This is a genomic window from Luteimonas sp. S4-F44 (assembly GCF_022637415.1).
In the GTDB taxonomy this organism is placed as follows: domain Bacteria; phylum Pseudomonadota; class Gammaproteobacteria; order Xanthomonadales; family Xanthomonadaceae; genus Luteimonas.
This window is the reverse complement of the sequence record NZ_CP093340.1, coordinates 579,566-602,819: the sequence shown is the minus strand read 5'-3', so window position 1 is coordinate 602,819 and position 23,254 is coordinate 579,566. Positions and strand designations below refer to the sequence as shown.

Sequence of the window (23,254 nt, the reverse complement as noted above, 5' to 3'; positions counted from 1 at the left end):
TGGATGGCATCGGATGGCCCCGGTGCCATCGAACCGCGGACCGATGGGCAACGCCCACCGGTCCTTGCGGGGTTACCAGCCGAAGCCGGCACCCAGACCCACGGACTTTTCATCGCCGCTGAGCGCGCCGCCCACGGTGATCGTGGCGCGCTCGCTGATCGCACGCTGGTAGCCGAGCGACAGCGCACTCTCGCCGCCCTGGAAGCCGACACCGACGCCGACCCGGTTCTGCGTGCGGATGCCGGCGGCGCTGGTGGCCATGTTCAACATCGCAGCCCCCATCGCGCCCTGACGGTCGATGCGGCGGTCGGTGTCGTAGAACCGACGATCGACGTCGCCCTTGAAGGACTCGAAGTTGTCGTTCCAGGTGGCGAACTTCTGGTCGGTATAGGCCTTGGATGTCGCCACCGCCTGCGTCGCGGTGGTGTCGGCGTACGCCTTCGCCTCGCTGACGCCCGCATTGACCTGGCCGACATTGGCAGCGTCGGTCGCCGCGGTACCGGCCGCGACGTTGGTGATCTGACGCTCGCTGCCCGCGCTGCCGACCGAGACGGTGTTGGCGCGGTCGGCGACCGAGCCCTGTCCCAGTGCGACTGCGCCTTCCGCGGTGACCGATGCCCCCTGCCCCAGCGCCGTTCCCGAGGCCGCACTCACGCTCGCGCCCTCACCGACGGCCACCGCATTGGTTGCCTCGGCAGTGATCGTCGTGTTGGCGCCGAGCGCCGTGCTGCCATCCGCGTACACCTTGGCGTTGCCGCCGACCGCAGTGTCGTTGGGGCCGTGCGCGTAGGCGTCGCCGCCTACCGCCACGCCGTTCTGGCCGCCGGTCTGCGCACCGTCGCCGACCGCGACCCCGTTGGTGCCGTCAGCGATCGTCGCCGGCGTATCGCCACCCACCGCCACCTGCTCATTGGTGCCGGCACCGGACTCCATCACCGTCTCGACCTGGCCCACGCGCGTCTTGAGCTCGGTGATCTGATTGTCGAGCGCAGCGAAGGTGTCGCCGATCGAGCTGTAGCTGGCGCCCTGGATCGCGTAGCTCGGCATGGTCAACGTACCGGCAGCCGTCACCGTGACATCGCCGCCGAAGATGTCGGCCGCCGACTGCATCGCACCGTGAAGCTGGCTGCCGTTGATCGCCTGGGTACTGGTCGCCGAGACGTCGCCGTTCTTGACGTTGGAGATCACCGTGCCCTCTTCACCGGCCAGCGTGACCTGCGCCTTGTCGTCGTCGTCATAGACCAACGCATTTTCGGCGAGATTGCCTAGCCCGGCGGAGACCGCATTGAGCTGCGCCACGTTCACGGCATCGGTGTCCTCGGTGCCTGCTTTCACATTAGTGATCTGACGTTCTGCACCCGCCGAGCCGACGGATACCGTGTTCGCACGATCCGCAACGGCACCCTGACCGAGCGCAACACTTCCGCCTGCCAGCGCCACGGCATCGGCGCCGAGCGCAAGGCTGCCCGCACCGACGGCAAGGCTGCGGAAGCCGAGAGCGACACTCTGCTCGCCAGCGGCCTGCGCGACCTGACCCACTGCGGTCGCACTGTCGGCGGCGGCGATGCTTCCGGTCCCGACAGCCAGCGTCCGGATCGCCCCTGCCGTAGCACCGCTGCCGAGTGCAGTCGCAAAATCGCCGGTTGCGGTCGCCATGACACCCACCGCAGTCGTGCGGTCTGCACGTGCGCTGCCGGCAACCGAGACTGACATCCGCCCATCGGCGTAGGCACCAGCACCGACGGCGGTCGAAGCGTACTCAAGTGCCCGCGCCCCGGCACCGATCGCGGTGCTTTCGACGCCCGAAGCAGTGGTGGCGAACGCCTCCAGCTCCCAGGTCTCGCCGCTCATCGCGTAGAGGTAGCCACCGATGGCGGTGGCGCTGCTTCCCGTCGCCTCGCTTCCGGCGCCATAGGCCGTGGCGTAATCGGCAGAGGCCGTGCTGTTGAAGCCCGTCGCCGTCGTGTTGTACGCCAGTGCGTGGGCGCCGCTGCCGAACGCCGACGCCCCTTCACCGGCCGCATAGGTCGACGAGCCGACTGCCGTCGAGTAGTCGGCCTCAGCGATGGCGTTCGATCCCGACGCCGTCGCATCCTCCCCTTCGGCCGCGGCTTCGCTGTCTCCGGTCGCGCGGAAGTACCGCCCCGCGAGCAATGCCCCGTCCGCGGCGGCGTAAAGCTGTGCCAGATTCACCGCATCAGTGTCCTCGGTGCCAGCAGCCACGTTGGTGATCTGGCGCTCGTTACCTGCCGAGCCGACCGATACGCTGTCCTCCCGGTCGGCGACCGAACTTGCACCCAGTGCCACGCTGTTGTCGGCCGAGGCGAACGCATTGAAGCCCAGTGCAGTGCTGTCGGCGCCTTCAGCGGTGGTGTAGTAGCCCACCGCAGTGGCGCGATCGCCGCTGCCCCATGATTGCGCACCCACTGCAGTCGAGGTCTCGGCCTGCGCATAGGCGAAGTAGCCCAGCGCCGTCGCGCCTGCTCCGTCGGCCTGCGCCAGTGCGCCGATCGCGGTGGCGTAGTTGCTCCAGGCCCCCGAACCCGAGCCGAAGGCGGAGGCGGCGGTGCCGGCCGCTTCGGCCGGCACCAGGAAGCCCCAACCGGGAGCCAGATCCCCCATGCCGCCGACCGCCGTGGCGCCGGCACCGCTGGCTACGGCGCCCCAGCCCACGGCCGTGGCGTACTGGTTCGATGCCTCTGTCGCATAGCCGAGCGCGGTGGCGCCTCGACCGCTCGCAACGCTGAAGCCGCCGTTTGCGACGCTGTAGTCGCCTGCAGCCGCGCTCGAATACCCGGTCGCTGTGGATTGCAGACCGCTCGCTTCCGATGCTGCGCCGATGGCCGTACTGAAGCCGCCACTCGCCTGCGCGCCTGCGCCCAGCGCCGAGTCACCGACTTCGACAGCCATTGTCGTCTTGTCGAGCACGACCTCGCCGCTCTCATCCTCGTAGTACAGCCAGCCGCCGACCGCCGTGCTCGAATCACCCGTAGCCACCGCGTTGTAGCCCGACGCCGTCGCGTACTGGCCACTCGCATTCGCGCCGCTGCCAAAGGCAGACGACCCCACACCGGAGGCGTAGGTGGTCGAACCGATTGCGGTCGAATAGTCAGCCTCGGCGATCGCATTCGAGCCCGAGGCAGTTGCGTCTTCGCCGTCCGCGTAGGCCTCGCCGTCGCCACTCGCGCGGAAGTACTGGTTGTAGGCCGTCGCTTCCTGCAACTGGCCCAGGTTCACCGCGTCGGTCGTCTCGGTGCCTTCGGCGACATTCGTGATCTGGCGCTCGTTACCTTCTGAGCCGACCGAGACACTGTCCTCTCGATCGGCGATCGAATCCGCACCCAATGCCACGCTGTTGACGGCTCCCGCTTCGGCGAAGTTGCCCAGTGCCGTGCTGTTTGTACCACCTGCCCACGCCGCACCACCGACGGCAGTCGAGTAGTCCCCCGAAGCCTCTGCAGGCAGCAATCCAAGCAAAGCGCCACCCACCGCCACGCTGTTGATGCCGGTGGCTGTCGCCGCCTGTCCCACAGCCGTGCTGTAGTCACCCGACGCGGTACTGTCGGCGCCGACAGCCAGCGCGTTGGAGCCGCTCGCGGTGCTGAAGTTGCCGACCGACGTGCTGTTGAAGCCCGACGCCGTCGCGTAGCCGCCGAGCGCGGTCGCATAGTTGCTGGTGGCCTCTGCACCGAAGCCAAAGGCCGCGGCGGTCGTTCCGTCCGCAACGCTCTCGGCGCCGATGGCGGTCGCGCCATCGCCGGTGGCAGCAGCATAGAAGCCGACCGCTGTCGATTCGACACCGCCGGCTTCCGCCAGCGCGCCGGACGCCAGGCTGCCATCGCCACTGGCGACCGCGGCGGCACCAGTGGCAGTCGCCAGTTCGCCTGACGCCAGGCTCTCGGCACCCACCGCGACGGCGTACTCGCCCGAAGCTTCCGCCGATGCGCCAGCCGCCAATGCATTGGCCGCGCTGGCCACGGAATTGAAGCCCGTCGCCGTCGCGTTCTCCGCGAGTGCGAACGCACCGCTACCGAACGCCGACGCGCCCTGCCCCGATGCCAGCGCCGATTCGCCTGCCGCGGTCGCGTACTCGCCGTCCGCATACGCGCCGTTGTCGCTGTCCTCGCCGCCCGACGCGGCGAAGTACTTGTTGTATTGGGTCGCCTCCTCGAGCTGCGAGACATTGACCGCGTCGGTGCCCTGCGTGCCGGCCGCGACGTTGGTGATCTGGCGTTCGCTGCCCGCAGAACCGACCGACACGCTGTCCGCCCGATTGGCCACCGAGTTCGCACCCAGCGCCACACTGTTGTCGGCCGATGCGCCAGCCAGGAAGCCGATCGCCGTCGAGTCCACGCCGCTGGCCGAGCTGCCGCTGCCCAGCGCCGACGCCCCGTCCGCGGTTGCATACGCCAGCGTGCCGAGCGACGTTGCTTGCACGCCGGTCGCCTCGGCCAAGGTGCCGACGGCGGTCGCGCCGACGTCGGTCGCCCATGCGCCGTTGCCCAGTGCGGTCGACGCCACACCGCTGGCCTCGGTTGTCTGCAGGATCAAGCCGGGGAAGCCGATGAGCAGGTCGCCGTAATCCGCGATGCCACCGACCGCCAAGCCATAGTCGCCACTGGCGACGCTGCCGTAACCCACCGCCGTGGCGAAGCCACCCGTTGCTTCAGAGAACGCGCCCAGCGCGCTCGACGCGTCCGTAGCCGCGCTGCTGCGGTAGCCCAACGCCGTCGACTGCGTGCCCGTCGCATTGGCCGCCGCACCAGTCGCGGTGCTGAACGCCCCGATCGCCTGCGCGCCCGCGCCCAAGGCCGATGCGCCAACCTCACTGGCGGTCGTCGTCTGGTCCAGCAGCACGTCGCCGTTCTCGTCCTCGTAATACAGCCAACCACCGACCGCCGTGCTCGAGTCGCCCTCAGCCACTGCGTTGTAACCCGACGCCGTCGCGTATTGCCCACTCGCACTCGCGCCACTGCCGAAGGCCGAAGACCCGACGCCGGAGGCATAGGTGGTCGAACCGACCGCGGTCGAGTAATCCGCCTCGGCGATCGCGTTCGAGCCCGACGCGGTCGCGTCTTCGCCCTCGGCAGAGGCTTCGCCGTCGCCGGTCGCACGGAAGTACTGGTTATAGGCTGTGGCTTCCTGCAACTGGCCCAGGTTCACCGCGTCGGTCGTCTCGGTGCCTTCGGCGACGTTGGTGATCTGTCGTTCCTCGCCTGCCGAACCGACCGACACCGTGTTGTCGCGATCGGCTTCGGAGTTCGCACCTAGCGCGACGCTGTTGTCGGCCAGAGCGGTGCTGTAGTAGCCCACTGCGGTGCTGTTCTCGCCACTGGCCCATGCTTCGGCACCCAGCGCCGCGGCATTGGTGCCCGGTGCATAGGCGAAGTAGCCCAATGCCACGCTGCCTGCGCCCTCGGCCTCGGTGAGGGTGCCGACCGCGGTGCCGTTGGTCCCTGAGGCGATCGCGCCGCTGCCGAACGCGGCCGCACCGTCGCCCGACGCGCGGGTCGACACCAGCAGACCCAGACCCGGGATCAGATCCGCCGGCCCGCCCACGGCGACGCTGCTCGCGCCACTGGCGATCGCCTGCGTGCCGACGGCCGTTGCATAGTCCGCCGAGGCGGTGGCGATGGCACCGAACGCCGACGACTGCGCGCCCAGTGCAGATGCGCCTACGCCGTAGGCCGAGGACGCGAAGCCCGTGGCTTCCGCGCTCGCACCGACCGCGGTACCCGCCACGCCCGCACTGGTGGCCGAGGTCTCGACCGGCTGGCCACCAAGCGTCAGCAGCGGCTCGCCATTCTCGTCGACGGCATTGCCGCCGACGGCCACGCTCGCCGCACCATGCGCCTCGGCGCCTGCGCCGAAGGCCGCACTGTTCTGCCCATCGGCCACGGCGTTGAAGCCGACGGCCGTCGCATTGTCCGCCAGTGCAAACGCCCCGCTACCGAACGCCGAAGCGCCCTGCGCGGATGCCAATGCCGATTCGCCTGCCGCGGTCGCGTACTCGCCGTCCGCATACGCGCCGTTGTCGCTGTCCTCGCCGCCCGACGCGGCAAAGTACTTGGTGTACTGGGTCGCGTCCTCGAGCTGCGCGACATTGACCGCGTCGGTGCCCTGCGTGCCGGCCGCGACGTTGGTGATCTGGCGTTCGCTGCCTGCAGAACCGACCGACACGCTGTTCTCACGATTAGCCACTGAGTTCGCACCCAGTGCCACGCTGTTGTCGGCCGATGCGCCAGCCAGGAAGCCGATCGCCGTCGAGTCCACGCCGCTGGCCGAGCTGCCGCTGCCCAGCGCCGACGCCCCGTCCGCGGTTGCATACGCCAGCGTGCCGAGCGACGTTGCTTGCACGCCGGTCGCCTCGGCCAAGGTGCCGACGGCGGTCGCGCCGACGTCGGTCGCCCATGCGCCGTTGCCCAGTGCGGTCGACGCCACACCGCTGGCCTCGGTCGTCTGCAGGATCAAGCCGGGGAAGCCGATCAGCAGGTCGCCGTAGTCGGCGATGCCACCGACCGCCAAGCCATAGTCGCCACTGGCGACGCTGCCGTAGCCCACCGCCGTGGCGAAGCCACCCGTTGCTTCAGAGAACGCACCCAGCGCGCTCGACGCGTCCGTAGCGGCGCTGCTGCTGTAGCCCAGCGCCGTCGATTGCACGCCCGTTGCGTTGGCGGCCGCACCGGTCGCGGTGCTGAACGCGCCAATTGCCTGCGCGCCCGCGCCCAAGGCCGATGCACCGACCTCACTGGCGGTCGTCGTCTGGTCCAGCAGCACGTCGCCGTTATCGTAGTAGAGCCAGCCGCCAACCGCCGTGCTCGAGTCGCCTTCGGCCACCGCGTTGTAGCCCGACGCCGTCGCGTACTGCCCACTCGCACTCGCACCGCTGCCGAAGGCCGACGACCCGACGCCGGAGGCGTAGGTGGTCGAGCCGACCGCAGTCGAGTAATCCGCCTCGGCGATCGCGTTGGAACCCGACGCCGTCGCATCCTCGCCCTCGGCATAGGCTTCGCCATCACCGGTGGCGCGGAAGTACTGGGTGTAGGCCGTCGCTTCCTGCAACTGGCCCAGGTTCACCGCGTCGGTCGTCTCGGTGCCTTCGGCGACGTTGGTGATCTGGCGCTCGGCACCTTCCGAGCCCACCGAGACACTGTCGTCGCGGTCGGCCACCGAGTTCGCACCGAGCGCGACGCTGTTGTCGGCCGACGCCGCGGCGCCGGTGCCGACGGCGGTCGAGGCAACGCCACTGGCCGCGCTGCCGTTGCCCAGTGCCGTGGCTTCCTGCGCGCTCGCCGACGCCAGCGCGCCGACTGCGGTCGACCACTCGCCCTCGGCCGCCGCCAGGAAGCCGAGGGCGGCCGACATGCCACCGCTGGCAATGCTTTCGGCACCGATCGCGCTCGCGAGTTCGCCTGACGCATCGCTGCCATAGCCCACCGCCGTGGCTTCGAGCCCGGATGCGCTGCTGTCCGCGCCGACTGCGACGCTGCCATCACCCCCGGCCGTCGCATCCGAGCCGGCAGCGAACGCGACATCGCCGTCGGCGATCGCCTCGCCATCACCGGTGCCCGCGACGTACTGGGCAGTGTCCTCGGCGATGGCGGCGACGGCATCGAGCTGCGCGAGATTGACGGCATCGGTGGCCTCCACGCCCGCCGCCACGTTGACGATCTGGCGCTCTTCGCCTTCGGCGCCCACGGACACCGTGTTGGCGCGGGTCGCGCGCGCGTTCGCGCCCAGCGCGACGCTGTCGGCAGCGATCGCCCTTGCATTTGCACCGAACGCGAGCGCTTGGCTGGCCGTGGCGCGCGCCGATGCACCGAAGGCGCCCGATGCGAACCCAGTGGCGACCGTCTGCGTCCCCACAGCAGTGGCGGTTACGCCGCCCGCCTGCGCCCCGCCGCCGATAGCGACCGCGCCCGCCGCAGCGCTCGCGTCCCCCGGCACGATGCATTCGTAGGTCACGCCGCCGACCGTGCACTCTTCGAGCCCACCGATGGCGACCTGGGCCCAGGCAGCCGGCATCGCGGCCATCAGCGCCAGTGCCAGCAGCGCGGGGCGCGCGCTCCGACCGACGGTGACGGTCGCCCCGACGCCGTCGCCGGTCGCCAGTTCGGAGGCGACGACGATCTGGCCGAGCGACTTGTTCCACACCTTGCGATAGATCCGGTTCATGCGGGTTCCCCTCGGAGTGCTTGTTGGTCTGATGGAATACGGGCGAAAAAAAAGCCGCAGGTCGGGGACGACCGAGCGGCTTTGCGATGGAGTTCAGTGGGGCTGGGAACCCGCGCCGGGCGCGGAGGCGCGCCCAGCGGCGCGCAATTCATGAATGGCGAGTGTACGCAACTTGAATCGTCCCCAAACGACCGACCGGATGCCGACTCTCCTCAGACTGACGCGTCGCGTCAAGTGGCATTGCCGCAGAGTGTCAGTACGGTGACGAAGGGTGCGTTTTGCTGACGTTTTGTGCCTGACAAAGTGCCAGAGGGACGGCGGCGTCAACCTACTGAATTCAGTGGCTTTTCCCGCAACGGATGGCCGCTTCCCGAGGCGGCGCCAAGGGGCAGGCGAATACGGAACGCCAGGCACGAAAACGGGACCCGGCCGCCAGGCCAGGTATCGATCGGGATGGATTTGCGCGACAGTGACGAATCGCGTCAGTTCAGGCCACGGACCTGCGTGCGTTCTGGAACATCCGCATCCACGGACTGGCGTCCGCCCAGTCGGCCGGCGCCCAGCTGAAGTTGACGGTGCGCGGGGTGCGCTCGGGGTGCGGCATCAGGATCGTCGCGCGCCCATCGTCCGAGCATAGCCCGGCGATCGCGTCCTGCGAGCCGTTGGGATTGGCCGGATAGCGCACCGCCGGCGCGCCATCGCCCTCGATGTAGCGCAGCGCCACGCGCGCTGAGGCCCGCGCTTGCGCGTCGTCGAACGCCACACGCCCTTCACCATGCGAGATCGCGACGGGAATGCGCGATCCGGTCATGTCGGCGAGGAACAGCGACGGCGACTCGACAACCTCGAGCAGGCCGACACGCCCCTCGAACCGCTCGCTGCGGTTGCGCAACAGACGCGGCCAGTGTGCGGCGCCAGGAATGATCGCCTTGAGCTGGGAGAGCATCTGGCAACCATTGCACACGCCCAGCGAGAAGGTGTCGCCGCGCTCGAAGAAGGCCGCAAACGCGTCGCGCAGCTGCGTCCGTTCGAGCACCGAGGTGGCCCAGCCACGTCCTGCGCCGAGCACGTCGCCGTAACTGAAGCCGCCACAAGCCGCCAGGCCCTGCATGGTCGCCAGGTCCACGCGCCCTTCGATGAGGTCGCTCATGTGCACGTCGATCGCGGCGAAGCCCGCCCGATCGAAGGCCGCGGCCATCTCGATCTGACCGTTGACGCCCTGCTCGCGCAGGATCGCCACGCGCGGACGCGCGCCAGTGACGATCGACGGCGCCGAGGTCGGATCGAAGGTGAGCACCGGGCGCAGGCCGGGGGCGGCGAAGTCGCGCGCAGACGCCCGTTCCTCGTCGGCGCACTCAGGGTTGTCGCGCAGCGCCTGCATCGCATGCGTCACCGACCACCACGCGTCGAACAACGCATCCCACTTCCACTCGGCCAATGCGTCCTCGCCATCGACGACACGGATCGTCGGTGAGGAGGTCGGCCGGGCGATGCGCTGCGCGCATTCGATCAGACCGTGCCGTTCGACCAGATCGGCGAACTCAGCCCGATTCTCCGACGCGATCTGCACCACCGCGCCCAGTTCTTCGGAAAACAGCGTGCGTACGGCATCGCGGTGGCGCGCCTCGCCCCAGCCTTCCAGATCGATCTCCAGCCCCTGACGCGAGCAGAACGCCATCTCGCACAGCGCGGCGAACGCGCCGCCGTCGGAACGGTCGTGGTAGGCCAACAGCAGGCCGGCCTCGCGGGCCTCGCAGATCAGCTCGAAGAACGCCTTCAACCGGGCCGGATCGTCGATGTCCGGGCACGGCCCGCCGAAGGCGTCGAAACATTGCGCCAGCACCGATCCACCGAGCCGCTGCTTGCCAGCGCCCAGGCCGATCAGCCACAGCTCGCTGCCCGGCGCGCGCGCCAGCAACGGCGTCAGCTGCGTGCGCACGTCCGGCACCGGCGCGAATGCGCTGACGATCAGCGAAACCGGCGAGACGACCTTATGGGTCACCTTGACGGCACTTTGCGAGGAATCGCTCGACGATGCGGAAGCGCCCGCGGTGTCCTGCCACTGCGCCTGCATCGACAGCGAGTCCTTGCCGACCGGGATCGACAGGTCGAGCGCCGGACACAACTCCATCGCGACCGCACGCACGGCGTCGAACAAACGCGCATCCTCGCCAGGGTGACCGGCGGCAGCCATCCAGTTGGCCGACAGCTTGACCCGGTGCAGCGTCTCCACCGGTGCCGCGCACAGGTTGGTGATCGCCTCGCCGACGGCCATGCGCGCAGCAGCAGCGGCGTCGATCAGCGCCAATGGCGTGCGTTCGCCGATCGCCATCGCCTCGCCGGTGAAGCCGTCGAAATCCGACAGCGTGATCGCACAGTCGGCCACCGGCAGCTGCCACGGGCCGACCATCTGGTCGCGTGCAGTCAGCCCGCCGACCGAGCGGTCGCCGATCGTGACCAGGAACTGCTTGGCCGCGACGGTCGGATGCGCGAGCACGCGCAGGCCGGCCTCGTGCAGGTCGACGCTGCGGGTATCGACGGCCGGCCAGCGGTGCGGCGCCAGCCGTGCGCTGTCGCGATGCATCTTCGGCGCCTTGCCGAACAGCACATCCATCGGCAGGTCGATCGGGTGGGCACCGGTGGACGTCTGCGCGCCGGCGAGCACGCCGTACCCGACGGTCAGATGCTCTTCGGCCGTCGCCACGCCGACGACCGCGAACGGGCAACGCTCGCGCGCGCAGATCGCGGTGAACTCGTCGACCCGATCCTGCGGAATGCCCAGGACGTAACGCTCCTGAGACTCGTTGCACCACAGCTGCATCGGCGACAGCGACGGGTCGTCGCTGGGCACACGGTCCAGATCGATGAGGCCACCCACGCCCGAGTCGTGCAGCAGCTCGGGAATCGCGTTCGACAAGCCGCCCGCGCCGACGTCGTGGAACCACAGGATCGGATTGCGCTCGCCCAGCGCGACGCAGCGGTCGATCACTTCCTGGCAGCGCCGCTCCATCTCGGGGTTGTCGCGCTGCACCGAGGCGAAATCCAGGTCCTCGGCACTCTCGCCCGAGGCCACGGAACTGGCGGCGCCGCCGCCCAGACCGATCAGCATCGCCGGCCCGCCCAGCACCACGACCGCATCGCCGGGCGACAGACGCTTCTTCTCGACCATCGTGCGATCGATCGCGCCCAGGCCGCCGGCCAGCATGATCGGCTTGTCGTAGCCACGCTGCAGGCCGTCGTCGCCCTCGGCGAGTTCGAAACTGCGGAAATAGCCGAGCAGGTTGGGCCGGCCGAACTCGTTGTTGAACGCCGCGCCGCCGAGCGGCCCGTCGAGCATGATTTCCAGCGCCGGCGCCATGCGCGGATTGAGTGCGCGCGCACCCTCCCACGGCTGCGGCAACGTCGGAATGCGCAGATGCGAGACCGTGAAACCGGTCAGGCCCGCCTTCGGCTTGCCGCCGCGTCCGGTCGCGCCCTCGTCGCGGATCTCACCGCCCGCACCGGTGGCCGCACCGGCGAACGGCGAGATCGCCGTCGGGTGGTTGTGGGTTTCGACCTTGATGCAGAACGCGCTGTCGAGCAACGGCTCGCTGCGGTACTCGAACGACACCGGATCGGGCCGGAAGCGACGGGCCGGATAGCCTTCCACCACCGCCGCATTGTCGCTGTAGGCCGACAGCGTGTGCTCGGGCGTCTGCGCATGCGTATGACGGATCATGCGGAACAACGATTGCGGCTGCGCCTCGCCGTCGATGGTCCAGGTCGCATTGAAGATCTTGTGCCGGCAATGCTCGGAATTGGCCTGCGCGAACATCATCAGCTCGACATCCGAGGGCGCACGCCCGAGTACGCCGAAACGCTCGCGAAGGTAGGCGATCTCGTCGTCGGCCAATGCCAGGCCCAGACGCGCATTCGCCGCTTCCAGCTCGTCGAGCGGGATGCGCTCGAGCACGCCCCGCTGCGGCACGGCGAACAGCGCCTGCGCCGCATCGACGTCGTCGAGCAACGACTCGGTCATCGGGTCGTGCAGCAGTTTGTCTACCGCGGCGCGCTCGACGGCCGAATCGGACCAGCCGAGCAGGTCGATGCGCAGACCGCGCTCGACGCGGTGGATCGGCAGCCCGGCACCGCGCAGCAGTTCGCCGGCCTTGCTCGCCCAAGGCGACATCGTGCCCAGCCGCGGCGACACCATGCGCGACACCGCAGCGGGTGCGCGCGCAGGTCCCGGACCGGCATCGACTTCGAGCAGGCGACGCAGCACGGCGTCATCCGGCGTGCGGCCCGGTTCGGCCTCGACGAAGTAGACGTGCCAGGCATCGACGACGCGCAGCGCCGGCGAGACCGCTTGCAGACGCGCTTCAAGCCGCTCGCGTCGGAACGGCGACAGGGCCTGCTGGCCCTCGAGGACGATCATGTCCGGGCAAACCGTGATTCAGGGCCGCCCATTGTAGCCAATGGCCGGGCCCACCGCCCGGCCACGGATCAACTCTCGACTCAGCGGCCGTCGGCCGCGCCCGCCAGGCGCTGCAGTGCGGCGAGCAACTGGTCAGGAGGCATGTAGCCGGGCATCTGGGTACCGTCCTCGGCCACGATCATCGGGGTGCCCGTCAGGCCCACGCGTTGGCCCAGCGCGTAATGCGCCGCCACCGGATTGTCACAGGGCTGGGAGGTCACCCGGCGCCCGGCCTTGGCGTCGGTCAACGCCTTGCGGCGATCGGCCGCGCACCAGACAGACTCCATCGACCGGAAATCCTCGCTGCCCGGCCCCATGCGCGGATAGGCCAGGTACTCGATGGCGATGCCGCGCTTGTTGTACTCGGCGATGTCCTCGTGCAGACGGCGGCAATAGCCGCATTCGACGTCGGTGAAGACCGACACGGTGTACTTGGGGTTGGCCGGCGCGAAGATGATGCGCTGCTCTTCAGGCACCTCCGAGAGCAAGCGCTTGCGCAACTGCGACAGACCGGACTGGCTCAAGTCACGCTTTTCCTCCGCATCGAACAGGCTGCCCTGCATGACGTAGCGGCCATCGTTGCTGACGTAGAGCGCCTGGCCAGCGACGATCACCTCCTGGAAACCGGGCAACGGCGCGTCGTGGATGCTCTCGATCGAAACCTGCGGGTTGATCGACAGGATCGAATCGCGCGCGCGCGCGGCCGGCGTGCCCGGCGGCGGCGCAACGTTGGCAGCCGCGCTCGCGGCCGGGGCCGGTGCGGCTGGCGTGCCCGTCGCATCGGGGGCGCTCGTGCCCTGGGCACAGGCGGACAGACTGAAGGCGCTCAACAGGGCGAACAGGTATCGCTTCATCGCATCGGCTACCGCGGACGGAGAAACTCCAGGGAAGGCGATTCTGGCACGAAGCCGGGGCTCGGGCGCTTCCGGCCGCCTTCACGGCCCGTTCTCGTTCACGGCGGCGGGTGAGATGGGGATGGGGACAAGTGCGGTGCGCGGATGCTGGGAGCGCCTCCCGGCCTATGGGGACGCTGATGGCGCTCGGCGCCTTCCCCCGCGTTGCAGGGGAAGATTGGGATGGGGGCGCATTTCGCGCGAGCCTGTTCCCTGCCCCCCGCCGAAGGCAACGACTTCCATCGCGGGTAGAAAGACCATACCGCTGTGCGGTCGGCGTTGAATTGCGATCGGCTAGTTACTCCGGCGCTCGTCCGGCCTCGCGAAGCACGCGAGGCGTTCGCCAAGCCCGCGCGGCAGTGCCGCCTCGGGGTCGATACCCCTTGCCGCCATCCATGGCCATGCTTGGTCGCCTGATGAACGCCCGGCCCGGCCATCCGTGGCCGGGCGTTCGCGCCTGCGCGGTCGGCGTCGGGTTGCTATCGGCTATTGATTCCAGCGCACGCCCGGCCTCGCGAAGCACGCGAGGCGTTCGCCCCCGTCACGCGGCATGCCGCGTGAGCGACGGGGGCTCACCCCCTCGGGTGGTGGGTGGCGTGGAGGCGTTTGAGGTGTTCGCGTGCGACCAGGGTGTAGATCTGGGTCGTCGACAGCGAGCTGTGGCCGAGCAGCATCTGCAGCGCGCGCAGGTCGGCGCCGTGGTTGAGCAGATGGGTGGCGAAGCTGTGGCGCAGGCCGTGTGGGCTGATGCGGGCCGGGTCGATGCCTGCGATCGCCGCATAGCGCTTGACCAGGCCCCAGAACTGCTGCCGGGTCAGCGGCAGGCGCCGAACGGTCAGGAACAGGGGCGTGCCGCCCTGGGCGTCGGCCGGCAGCGGCTTGCCGCCGGCCAGCACCGGGCGGGCTTCGGTCAGATACCGCTGTAACCAGTGCTGCGCCTCCTCGCCCAGCGGCACCAGGCGAGTACGCTCGCCCTTGCCAGTAACCCGCAGTGCGCCTTGGCGCAGATTGACGCCATTGGCGGGCAGGCCGGTCAGTTCGCTGACCCGCAGGCCGCAGGCGTACATCAGCTCGAGCATCGTACGATCGCGCAGGCCATCGGCTGTGGTCACATCCGGCGCAGCGAGCAAGGCCTCGATCTGCGATTCGCCCAAGGCCTTGGGCAGCGGCCGCGGCAGCTTCGGCGGTTCGAGCAGCGCGGTCGGATCGTCGGCGCGGCCATGCCGTCGCTGCCGGTCGGCGTAGAACGCACGCAGCGCCGACAGCAGCCGCGCGTTGCTACGCGGCGACCAGCCGTGGCGGGTGCGCCATGCCAGGTAGTCGAACAACGCGGCACGGTCGGCGTTGGCGATGCCGCCGTCGCGGCCGTCGCGCCAGCGCGCGAGTCCTTCGAGATCGCGTCGGTAGGCCGAACCGGTCTGGGCGGCGATCCCGGTCTCGGCCCAGAACGCGTCAAGAAACCCGTCGATCGCCTGACGATCGTCGTCGCGCAACGGCGGCAGGCCGACTACGAGGGCACGGCGTTCGGCAGGCGTGGCGGTGGTCGGGGTCATCGTGCGCAGCTTAGGGCCTGGTGGCCGGCCCGGCACCGTCTGCCTGATATCCGCCGCCACACGCAGGCGTCATCGTCGTGCATCCGCAGCGCAACGCGGGGCACTGCCGCTATCCTGTCGCGATGTCCGCATCGCCCTCTCGTCCCGCCGCCCCTGCCCGCCCCTGGATCGGCTGGCGGCTGCTGGCGCTGGTCTACGATCTGTGGCCGGCGCTCGCCTTGTGGCTGCTGCTGTCGGCCCTGTTCACCGCGGGCTATACCTTCGCCGGGCATCACGATCCGCACGAGAACATCGCACCGATGAGCGCACTGCAGTGGCTGCTGTGGCTGTGCTGCTGGCTGGCGACCGGCGCCTATTCGGTCGTGAGCTGGCGCCACGGCGGCCAGACACTGGGCATGCGCCCCTGGCGCATCCGCGTGCGCGGGCGCGATGGCGGCCAGCCGTCGTCGCGCGCACTGTGGCTGCGTTTCGCGATCGGGACAGTGTCGCTGCTGGCCGGTGGCCTGGGGTTCTGGTGGGCTTGGCTCGATCGCGACCGCCTGACCTGGCACGACCGGGCGAGCGGCACCCGGATCGTGCGCGACCCCAAGCGGTCAGCGCACTAACGACCTGCGCGAGCCCATGCACGGCGGGCGCGGCAGAACACATTCCACGTCGAAGACTGGCCGTGCGACTCCGCCAGCACGCAGCCAGGATTGGCAGCGCGTCAGGCGCCGCGTCGGCGGAACAGCAGCCAGGACACCAGCAGCATCACGCTGGGCGGCAGCAGGTAGGCCAGGCGGAAATCGATCCGGTAGACCGCGGCGAACTTCACCACCTGCATCTGCATGAGCCAGAAGCCGAGCGCGAACACCACGCCGATGAAGAGCCGCTTACCGGCATTGCCGCTGCGCAAAGAGCCGAACGCGAACGGAATCGCTGCCAGGCACAGCGCGAGCACATTGAGCGGATAGAACCAGCGCCCCCAGTAATGCTCCTCGAACTCGCCGGCGTCGAGCTGGTTGCGCTTGCGATACTCGATGCCCGCGCGTAGCTCGCTGGCCGGCATGTAGCGCGGCCGCCAGATGCTGCTGGCGCTGGCCGCCAGCGTGGAGGCATCCAGTTGCGAGGCCCAATGCTCTTCCAGCGCCTCGGTCCGGGTCACCGCGCGCGGTTCGAACCAGGTGCGCTTCACGTCGCGCAGCAGCCAACCGTCGGCGCCGTGCTCGGCAGTCTTGGCATGCGCCACCGATTCGAGCCGGCCGTCGCTCGCGAACTCGAACAGGCGCACGTCCTGCAACTGGATCCGGCTGCCGCCGGCCTCGGCGACCTCGCTGCCGTTCTGCGCATTGAGGAAGGTATCGCCCTCGCGCGCCCACAGGCCCGAGTACCGGCCGACCACCATGTTGTTGGAGCGCAGGGCCGACTTCATGCTGTCGGCATTGCGCTGCGCCATCGGCCCGAGCGTCTCGCCGTTGACCACCATCAGCGCAGTCAGCACCAGCAGCGGCAGGGCGACCGAGATAGCCAGTCGCGTCCGCGACAGGCCCAGCGCGCGCATGGCGATCAGTTCCGAGGTCGCGGCCAGTTGTCCCAGGCCCATCAGCGATCCGATGACCGCCGCCGTCGGGAACATCACATAGGCCCGGCGCGGCAGCGTCTGCAGGATGTACGCCACCGCCGACATATAACTGTAATTGCCCTGTCCGACCGCGCCGATCTCGTTGACGCCGGCCATTAGCGCATCCAACCCGACCAGCACCACCCAGGTCGCGAACACCGCGATGGTGACCATGCGGGCGACGTAGAGATCATGGATACGCACCAACGGCCTCATCGCGCACGCCTCCACTTCGGCGCGACCACGCGGCCATCGCGGAAATACAGCCAGGCGCCGAAGCCCAACAGTGGCAACACCAGCCACCACAAGCCCAGGGCGACCGGAATCCGACCTTCACCCACCCAGTCGGCGCCCAGCATCATCAGGTTCATGCCCATGACGTAGGCCAAAAAGCCCATCATCATCCGCCCGTAGCGGGCCTGGCGCGGCGGACTGCGAGCCAGCGGCACCGCGAGCAGGGCGAAGGCCAACGCCAACAGCGGCGGGGCCAGCCGGAAATGCAACTGCGCGCGGGCCTCGCGGCGGTCGTCGCCCAGCAGCGCCAGCGTCGGCTGCAGCGCCGGGTCGTCGGCATCGGCGCCCAGATCGGCGGCCGGCAACCGGATTTCGTTGCTGGCATAACGCATCAGCCGGTAATCGAGCCCGGCATCGAGCGGCCCTTCGACACGGAAGCCCTCGTCCAGCCGCAGGAAGCGCCCCGCCGCTTCGACGCTCAACTCGCCGCTCAGCGCGGTGGTCACGTCCATGCGCCCATCGTCCTGGCGATAGACGAACACCCGGCCCAGACGGCTGCCGTCGTCGGACATCGCATTGACGTACACCACGCCGTTGCCGCCGGGGAACTCGACGAACCGGCCGGCCTCCAGCCCTGAGACCAGCAGGCTGCGCTGCCCGGCTTCAATCATCTGCTGCGAGTAGGCGCGGGCCCACGGCCCCAGCCAAAGCGAGCAGGCGCCGATGAAGAGCGTCATCGGCACCACGACCAGCGCCAGCGGCCGCAACAGGCGCACCGGGCCGACGCCGACCGAGGTCAGTACCGGCATCTCCGAATCGCGGTACAGACGCCCGAACGCCAGCATCAGGCCGAGCATCAGGCCCAGCGGCAGGATCAACGGCAGGTAATTGACGACCTGCAGGCCCAACTGGGCCAGCATCAGGCCGGCCGGCACCCGGCCGCGCGCGATGTCGCCGAGCACGTCGGCGAACACCCCACCGAGGCTGACGATCATCAGCACCACCAGCGCCGCGAAGGTCGCCTGGGCAAATTCGCGGAGCAGGTATCGGTCGAGCTTCGGCATCGGGCGCGGGGGCTTTGCTTTAGACTTAGGGGTTCGTCCAGCCGCGCCTTCACGACGCATCTGCGATGGCGAGCCTGTCACAGGCCACGCCCGCTGGACCGTGAAGTGTACCGATCACCCCATGGAATCTGGTTGATGACCCTCGAATTCTCCCTGAACCGCGACGCGCCCCCCACTTTGTCGAGCGACTGCCTGGTCGTCGGCGTCTTCGCCGACGGTCCGCTGTCGGGCGCGGCGGCCGCGATCGACACCGCCAGCGGCGGTCGCCTGTCGGCGCTCGCGCAGCGCGGCGACCTGCCCGGCAAGCCCGGGCGCACCACATTGCTGCACGACCTGCCCGGCGTGACCGCACCGCGCGTGCTGGCCGTCGGCCTGGGCGAGCGCGCCAAGTTCGGCGCGCCCCAGTACCTGCGCGCCGTCGGCGATGCGGTCCGCGCGCTCAAGGACGGCACGGTCGCCAACGCGGCGCTGGCGCTGGCCGACCTCGAGGTCGCCGGCCACGACACCGCGTGGAAGATCCGCCAGGCGGCCGTCGCCGCCGACCACGCCGCCTATCGCTATGTCGCCACGCTGGGCGCGCGCAACAAGAAGCGCGAGCCGGCGAAGCTGGCCTCGATCGCCATCGTCGGCGACGACGACCACGCACTGGCCCAGGGCAAGGCGATCGCGGCGGGTGTGAAGTTCGCGCGCGAGCTCGGCAACCTGCCGCCGAACGTCTGTAACCCGGCCTACCTCGCCGAACAGGCGCGCACCTTCGCCGACCGCTTCGACAAGGCCTCGTGCGAGGTGCTCGACGAAGCCCAGATGGAAGCGCTGGGCATGGGCTCGCTGCTGGCCGTCGCCCGTGGCTCGGCCAACCGCCCGCGCCTGGTCGTGCTGAGCTGGAAGAACGGCGGCGACGCCAAGCCCTACGTCCTGGTCGGCAAGGGCATCACCTTCGACACCGGCGGCGTCAACCTCAAGACCCAGGGCGGCATCGAGGAGATGAAGTTCGACATGTGCGGCGCGGCGACGGTCATGGGCACATTCGTGTCCGCGGTCGGCCTGGACCTGCCGATCAACCTGCATGTCGTGGTGCCCGCGGTCGAGAACGCGATCGACGGCAACAGCTATCGCCCGTCCGACGTCATCACCAGCATGTCGGGCAAGACGATCGAGGTCGGCAACACCGATGCCGAGGGCCGGCTGATCCTGTGCGACGCCCTGACCTATGCCGAGCGGTTCGAGCCGGCCGCCCTGGTCGACGTCGCCACACTGACCGGCGCGTGCATGGTCGCGCTTGGCACGCAGGCCACCGGCCTGATGAGCAAGCACGACGATCTAGCCGCCGAACTGCTGGCCGCCGGCGAACACGTTTTCGACCGCGCCTGGCGCCTGCCGCTGTGGGACGAATATCAGTCGATGCTCGATTCCAACTTCGCCGACGTCTACAACATCGGCGGCCGCTGGGGCGGCGCGATCACCGCCGGCTGCTTCCTCTCGCGCTTCACCGAAGGACAGCGCTGGGCCCACCTGGACATCGCCGGCAGCGCCAGCGGCAGCGGCAAGATGGCCTACGCCACCGGCCGCCCCGTCGGCCTGCTGTCGCAGTGGCTGCTCGACCGCACCGCCGCCTAGAACCGGGAGAACCGGGGTCAGAGTGCAATTTCGCAAGGCGAAATTCGCAGTCTGACCCCCTCGTTCGAAATTGCACGCTGACCCCGGTTTAGCCCGCTTGCTTGATTCTTGCCTGAGACGACCTCCTCCCCTGCCTCTTCCATGCGCGCCGACTTCTATCTGATCGCCAAGCCCCGCTTCCGCGACGAGCCATTGCGGCTGGTCTGCGAACTGGTGCGCAAGGCCTATGCCGCGCAGCAGTGGACACTGGTGCTGGCGCGCGACATGGCGCAGGCCGAGATGCTCGACGACATGCTCTGGGACATGGGCGAGGACGACTATATCCCGCACCAGATCGCCGGTACCGACGACGAGGACGACGAGGCGCCGGTGCTGATCGCAGCGCCCGACGCTGCCCCCCCGATGCGCGCACTGGTCATCAACCTGCGCGACGCTGCGGTCGACGGCGGCTTCGAACGGGTGCTCGAAGTGGTCCCCGCCGACGACTCGGCCCGCGAACCGCTGCGCGAGCGCTGGCGCCACTACAAGGCCGCCGGACTCGAGGTCTCCAAGCACGACATGTGAGTGGAAGGCCGAACGCCGGGACTGGGGCTTGGGGCGTCGAGCATTCCATCCTGCCCCGCTCCGAACACTCGCTCTCCCAACACGCATCACCCATCACGACTCACGGCGCTCCCACCATGCCCCTCGCCCCCAGCTACGACCCCGGTTCCTTCGAAGCCCGCCTGTACGCCGAGTGGGAGGCCGGCGGCGTGTTCGCGCCGCAGGGTGAGGGCCCGGCCTACACGATCCTGCTGCCGCCGCCCAACGTCACCGGCACGCTGCACATGGGCCACGCGTTCCAGCACACGCTGCAGGACGCCCTGGTGCGCTATCACCGGATGCGCGGCTACCGCACGCTGTGGCAGATGGGCACCGACCACGCCGGCATCGCGACCGAGATGGTGGTCTCGCGCAACCTCAAGCTCGCCGGCAGCAGCGAGACCCGCGATTCGCTGGGGCGCGAGCGCTTCATCGAGAAGGTGTGGGAATGGAAGGCCGAGTCGGGCGGCACGATCGAGCGCCAGATGCGGCGACTGGGCACCTCGGGCGACTGGTCGCGCACGACGTTCACGATGGACCCGCAACCGTCGCAGGCCGTGGTCGAAGCCTTCGTGCGCCTGCACGAGCAGGGCCTGATCTATCGTGGCCAGCGCCTGGTCAACTGGGATCCGGTGCTCAAGACCGCGATCTCCGACCTGGAGGTCGTCAGCGAAGAGGAAGACGGCTTCCTGTGGGAAATCCGCTATCCGCTGGCCGATGGCGCGACCTACGAGCACGTCGAGACCGACGCCGACGGCAACGAGACGCTGCGTGAAACGCGCGACCACCTGGTCGTGGCCACCACGCGCCCGGAAACGATGCTCGGCGACACCGCGGTGATGGTGCATCCGGAGGACCCGCGCTACGCAACCCTGATCGGCAAGGCCGTGGCGCTGCCGCTGACCGGCCGCACGATCCCGGTGATCGGCGACGCCTACGTCGACCGGGCATTCGGCACCGGCGTGGTCAAAGTGACCCCGGCGCACGACTTCAACGACTACCAGGTCGGCCAGCGCCACGGCCTGCCGACGATCAACCTGTTCACGCCCGAGGCCGCACTCAACGACGCAGCGCCCGAGCGCTTCCGCGGCCTGGACCGCTTCGAGGCGCGCAAGGCCGTGCTCGCCGAACTCGAGGCCGACGGGCTGATGCTGCAGGCACGTCCGCACACGTTGCAGGTGCCGCGCGGCGACCGCACGGGCCAGGTCATCGAGCCGTACCTGACCGACCAATGGTTCGTCGCGATGGACGGCCTGGCCGAGCGCGGCCTGGCGCTCGTCGAGAGCGGCGCCGTCAAGTTCGTGCCGCCAAACTGGACCAGCACCTATCGCCACTGGATGGAGAACATCCAGGACTGGTGCATCAGCCGCCAGCTGTGGTGGGGCCACCGCATCCCGGCGTGGTACGACGCTGACGGCAACATCTACGTCGCACGCAGCGAAGCCGAGGCGCGCGAGAAGGCGGGCCTGGGCCCCGACGTGGCGCTGACCCAGGACAGCGACGTGCTCGAGACCTGGTTCTCGTCGGGACTGTGGCCGATCGGCACGATGGGCTGGCCGGACGCGGCAGCGATGGACGCGCGCGGCTTCGCGCACTTCGTGCCGTCGAGCGTGCTGGTGACCGGCTTCGACATCATCTTCTTCTGGGTCGCACGGATGATCATGCTGACCGACCACCTGGTCGGCCAGGTGCCGTTCCGCGATGTCTATATGACCGGCCTGGTCCGCGACAAGGACGGCCAGAAGATGTCCAAGTCCAAGGGCAACGTGCTCGACCCGCTGGACATCATCGACGGCATCGCGATCGAGGATCTGGTCGCCAAGCGCACCACCGGGCTGATGAAGCCCAAGGATGCGCCGAAGATCGAGAAGGCCACGCGCAAGGAATTCCCCGACGGCATCGCCGCGCACGGTGCCGATCCGCTGCGCTTCACGATGGCCGCGCTCGCCGGCCCCGGCCGCGACATCAAGTTCGATCTCGGCCGCGCGGAAGGCTACAAGAACTTCTGCAACAAGCTGTGGAATGCCACGCGCTTTGTGCTGATGAACACCGAGGGCTTCGACGCTGCCACGTCCGATACCGCCTGGCCGGTGACCGACACCGAGAAGTGGATCCTGTCGCGACTCGACCAGGCCGCCAACGAAGCCCGTACGCATTTCGAGAGCTACCGCTTCGATCTGCTTGCGCAGACGCTCTACGAGTTCGCCTGGAACCAGTTCTGCGATTGGTTCGTCGAACTTGCCAAGCCGGCGCTGCTGGGCACCGACCAGGCGGCTGCCGACAGCACCCGCCGCACCCTGCTGCACGTGCTCGAATCGCTGCTGCGACTGCTGCATCCGCTGATCCCGTTCGTCACCGAGGAACTGTGGCGCCAGGTCGCGCCGCGGCTGGGCATCGACGACACGACGATCTCGCTGCGCCCCTATCCGCAGGCCGACGCGCAGGCGGTGGCCGCGTATTCGAAGGCCGACGCCGATGTCGAATGGCTCAAGCAGATGGTCAGCGCACTGCGCCGCATCCGCAGTGAACTGGGCGTGTCGCCGTCGCGCCAGATCGCGCTACTGACCCGGGAAGACCATCCGCTGTCGACCGAGCGGCTGCGCCGCTTCGACTCGCAGCTGCGCTCGCTGGTCCGCCTCGAGCGCATCGACCGGCTCGAGGGCGATCCGCCGCCGGCAGCGACCGCGCTGGTCGGCGAGTTCGCGTTGTACGTCCCGCTCGAAGGTCTGGTCGACCTCGATGCCGAGCGCGCGCGCCTGGACAAGGAGCTCAAGCGTGTCGAGAGCGAATTGGCCAAATGTCACGGCAAGCTGTCGAATGAGACCTTCGTCAAGAACGCACCGATGACGGTCGTCGAACAGGAACGTCAGCGTCTGGCCGACTGGACCGCGCAACGCGACGCCCTCGCCGCACAACGCGCCCGGCTGTAACCGCGCAACGCTAGCGCGATCAACACCGGGGTCAGAGTCGAATACTTGCCGCCTCCGTCGGAGGGCGGAATCCAAAGTCGTCCCTTGCCCCGGTGTCTTGAAAATTGCACGCTGACCCCGGTTCTGGGTGAACGGGCCGCTCGAGGCCAGGCC

General features: G+C 69.1%; 10 protein-coding genes. 4 read left to right on the top strand and 6 right to left on the bottom strand.

Annotation, left to right across the window (positions count from 1 at the left end):
• Positions 1 to 72: 72 nt before the first annotated feature.
• The 4 genes from MNO14_RS02700 to xerD all read right to left on the bottom strand — a co-directional run bounded on the left by MNO14_RS02700 (position 73) and on the right by xerD (position 15,074).
• Positions 73 to 8,175 (bottom strand): ESPR-type extended signal peptide-containing protein, encoded by an 8,103-nt coding sequence (locus MNO14_RS02700; protein WP_241945269.1) that lies wholly within the window; start codon positions 8,173 to 8,175, stop codon positions 73 to 75.
• A gap of 487 nt (positions 8,176 to 8,662) precedes the next feature.
• Complete coding sequence (purL, locus tag MNO14_RS02695) at positions 8,663 to 12,589, bottom strand: phosphoribosylformylglycinamidine synthase (RefSeq protein ID WP_241945268.1); 3,927 nt, start codon at positions 12,587 to 12,589, stop codon at positions 8,663 to 8,665.
• Between the two features lie 80 nt (positions 12,590 to 12,669).
• Positions 12,670 to 13,482: a DsbC family protein gene (locus tag MNO14_RS02690; RefSeq protein ID WP_241945267.1), complete on the bottom strand. Its 813-nt coding sequence runs from the start codon at positions 13,480 to 13,482 to the stop codon at positions 12,670 to 12,672.
• A gap of 611 nt (positions 13,483 to 14,093) precedes the next feature.
• Positions 14,094 to 15,074, bottom strand: a complete 981-nt coding sequence (xerD, locus tag MNO14_RS02685; RefSeq protein ID WP_241945266.1) for a site-specific tyrosine recombinase XerD — start codon at positions 15,072 to 15,074, stop codon at positions 14,094 to 14,096.
• Between the two features lie 122 nt (positions 15,075 to 15,196).
• Here xerD and MNO14_RS02680 point away from each other — a divergent pair, with 122 nt between their 5' ends.
• Entirely contained in the window at positions 15,197 to 15,679 is a 483-nt protein-coding gene (locus MNO14_RS02680) for an RDD family protein (protein WP_241945265.1), read from the top strand.
• A gap of 101 nt (positions 15,680 to 15,780) precedes the next feature.
• Here the strand turns inward: MNO14_RS02680 and lptG are convergent, their stop codons facing one another.
• Positions 15,781 to 16,890 (bottom strand): LPS export ABC transporter permease LptG, encoded by a 1,110-nt coding sequence (gene lptG, locus MNO14_RS02675; RefSeq protein WP_241945264.1) that lies wholly within the window; start codon positions 16,888 to 16,890, stop codon positions 15,781 to 15,783.
• Complete coding sequence (gene lptF, locus MNO14_RS02670; RefSeq protein WP_241945263.1) at positions 16,887 to 17,972, bottom strand: LPS export ABC transporter permease LptF; 1,086 nt, start codon at positions 17,970 to 17,972, stop codon at positions 16,887 to 16,889. The genes lptG and lptF overlap by 4 nt, the downstream gene beginning before the upstream one ends.
• A gap of 135 nt (positions 17,973 to 18,107) precedes the next feature.
• On the opposite strand from lptF, the gene MNO14_RS02665 reads away from it, so the two are divergent.
• The 3 genes from MNO14_RS02665 to MNO14_RS02655 all read left to right on the top strand — a co-directional run bounded on the left by MNO14_RS02665 (position 18,108) and on the right by MNO14_RS02655 (position 23,101).
• The gene (locus tag MNO14_RS02665) at positions 18,108 to 19,589 is read left to right on the top strand and encodes a leucyl aminopeptidase (protein WP_241945262.1); all 1,482 of its coding nucleotides are present in this window, start codon (positions 18,108 to 18,110) and stop codon (positions 19,587 to 19,589) included.
• Positions 19,590 to 19,730: 141 nt separating this feature from the next.
• Complete coding sequence (locus tag MNO14_RS02660) at positions 19,731 to 20,153, top strand: DNA polymerase III subunit chi (RefSeq protein ID WP_241945261.1); 423 nt, start codon at positions 19,731 to 19,733, stop codon at positions 20,151 to 20,153.
• Positions 20,154 to 20,269: 116 nt separating this feature from the next.
• Positions 20,270 to 23,101: a valine--tRNA ligase gene (locus MNO14_RS02655; RefSeq protein WP_241945260.1), complete on the top strand. Its 2,832-nt coding sequence runs from the start codon at positions 20,270 to 20,272 to the stop codon at positions 23,099 to 23,101.
• Positions 23,102 to 23,254 lie beyond the last annotated feature (153 nt).

Bases quoted from the DNA above. Each gene is read 5' to 3' on its own strand.
- lptF (WP_241945263.1), bottom strand. From the start codon at position 17,972: ATGCCGAAGCTCGACCGATACCTGCTCCGCGAATTTGCCCAGGCGACC.
- MNO14_RS02680 (WP_241945265.1), top strand. From the start codon at position 15,197: ATGTCCGCATCGCCCTCTCGTCCCGCCGCCCCTGCCCGCCCCTGGATC.
- MNO14_RS02660 (WP_241945261.1), top strand. From the start codon at position 19,731: ATGCGCGCCGACTTCTATCTGATCGCCAAGCCCCGCTTCCGCGACGAG.
- MNO14_RS02700 (WP_241945269.1), bottom strand. From the start codon at position 8,175: ATGAACCGGATCTATCGCAAGGTGTGGAACAAGTCGCTCGGCCAGATC.
- MNO14_RS02655 (WP_241945260.1), top strand. From the start codon at position 20,270: ATGCCCCTCGCCCCCAGCTACGACCCCGGTTCCTTCGAAGCCCGCCTG.
- purL (WP_241945268.1), bottom strand. From the start codon at position 12,589: ATGATCGTCCTCGAGGGCCAGCAGGCCCTGTCGCCGTTCCGACGCGAG.
- MNO14_RS02665 (WP_241945262.1), top strand. From the start codon at position 18,108: ATGACCCTCGAATTCTCCCTGAACCGCGACGCGCCCCCCACTTTGTCG.
- lptG (WP_241945264.1), bottom strand. From the start codon at position 16,890: ATGAGGCCGTTGGTGCGTATCCATGATCTCTACGTCGCCCGCATGGTC.
- MNO14_RS02690 (WP_241945267.1), bottom strand. From the start codon at position 13,482: ATGAAGCGATACCTGTTCGCCCTGTTGAGCGCCTTCAGTCTGTCCGCC.
- xerD (WP_241945266.1), bottom strand. From the start codon at position 15,074: ATGACCCCGACCACCGCCACGCCTGCCGAACGCCGTGCCCTCGTAGTC.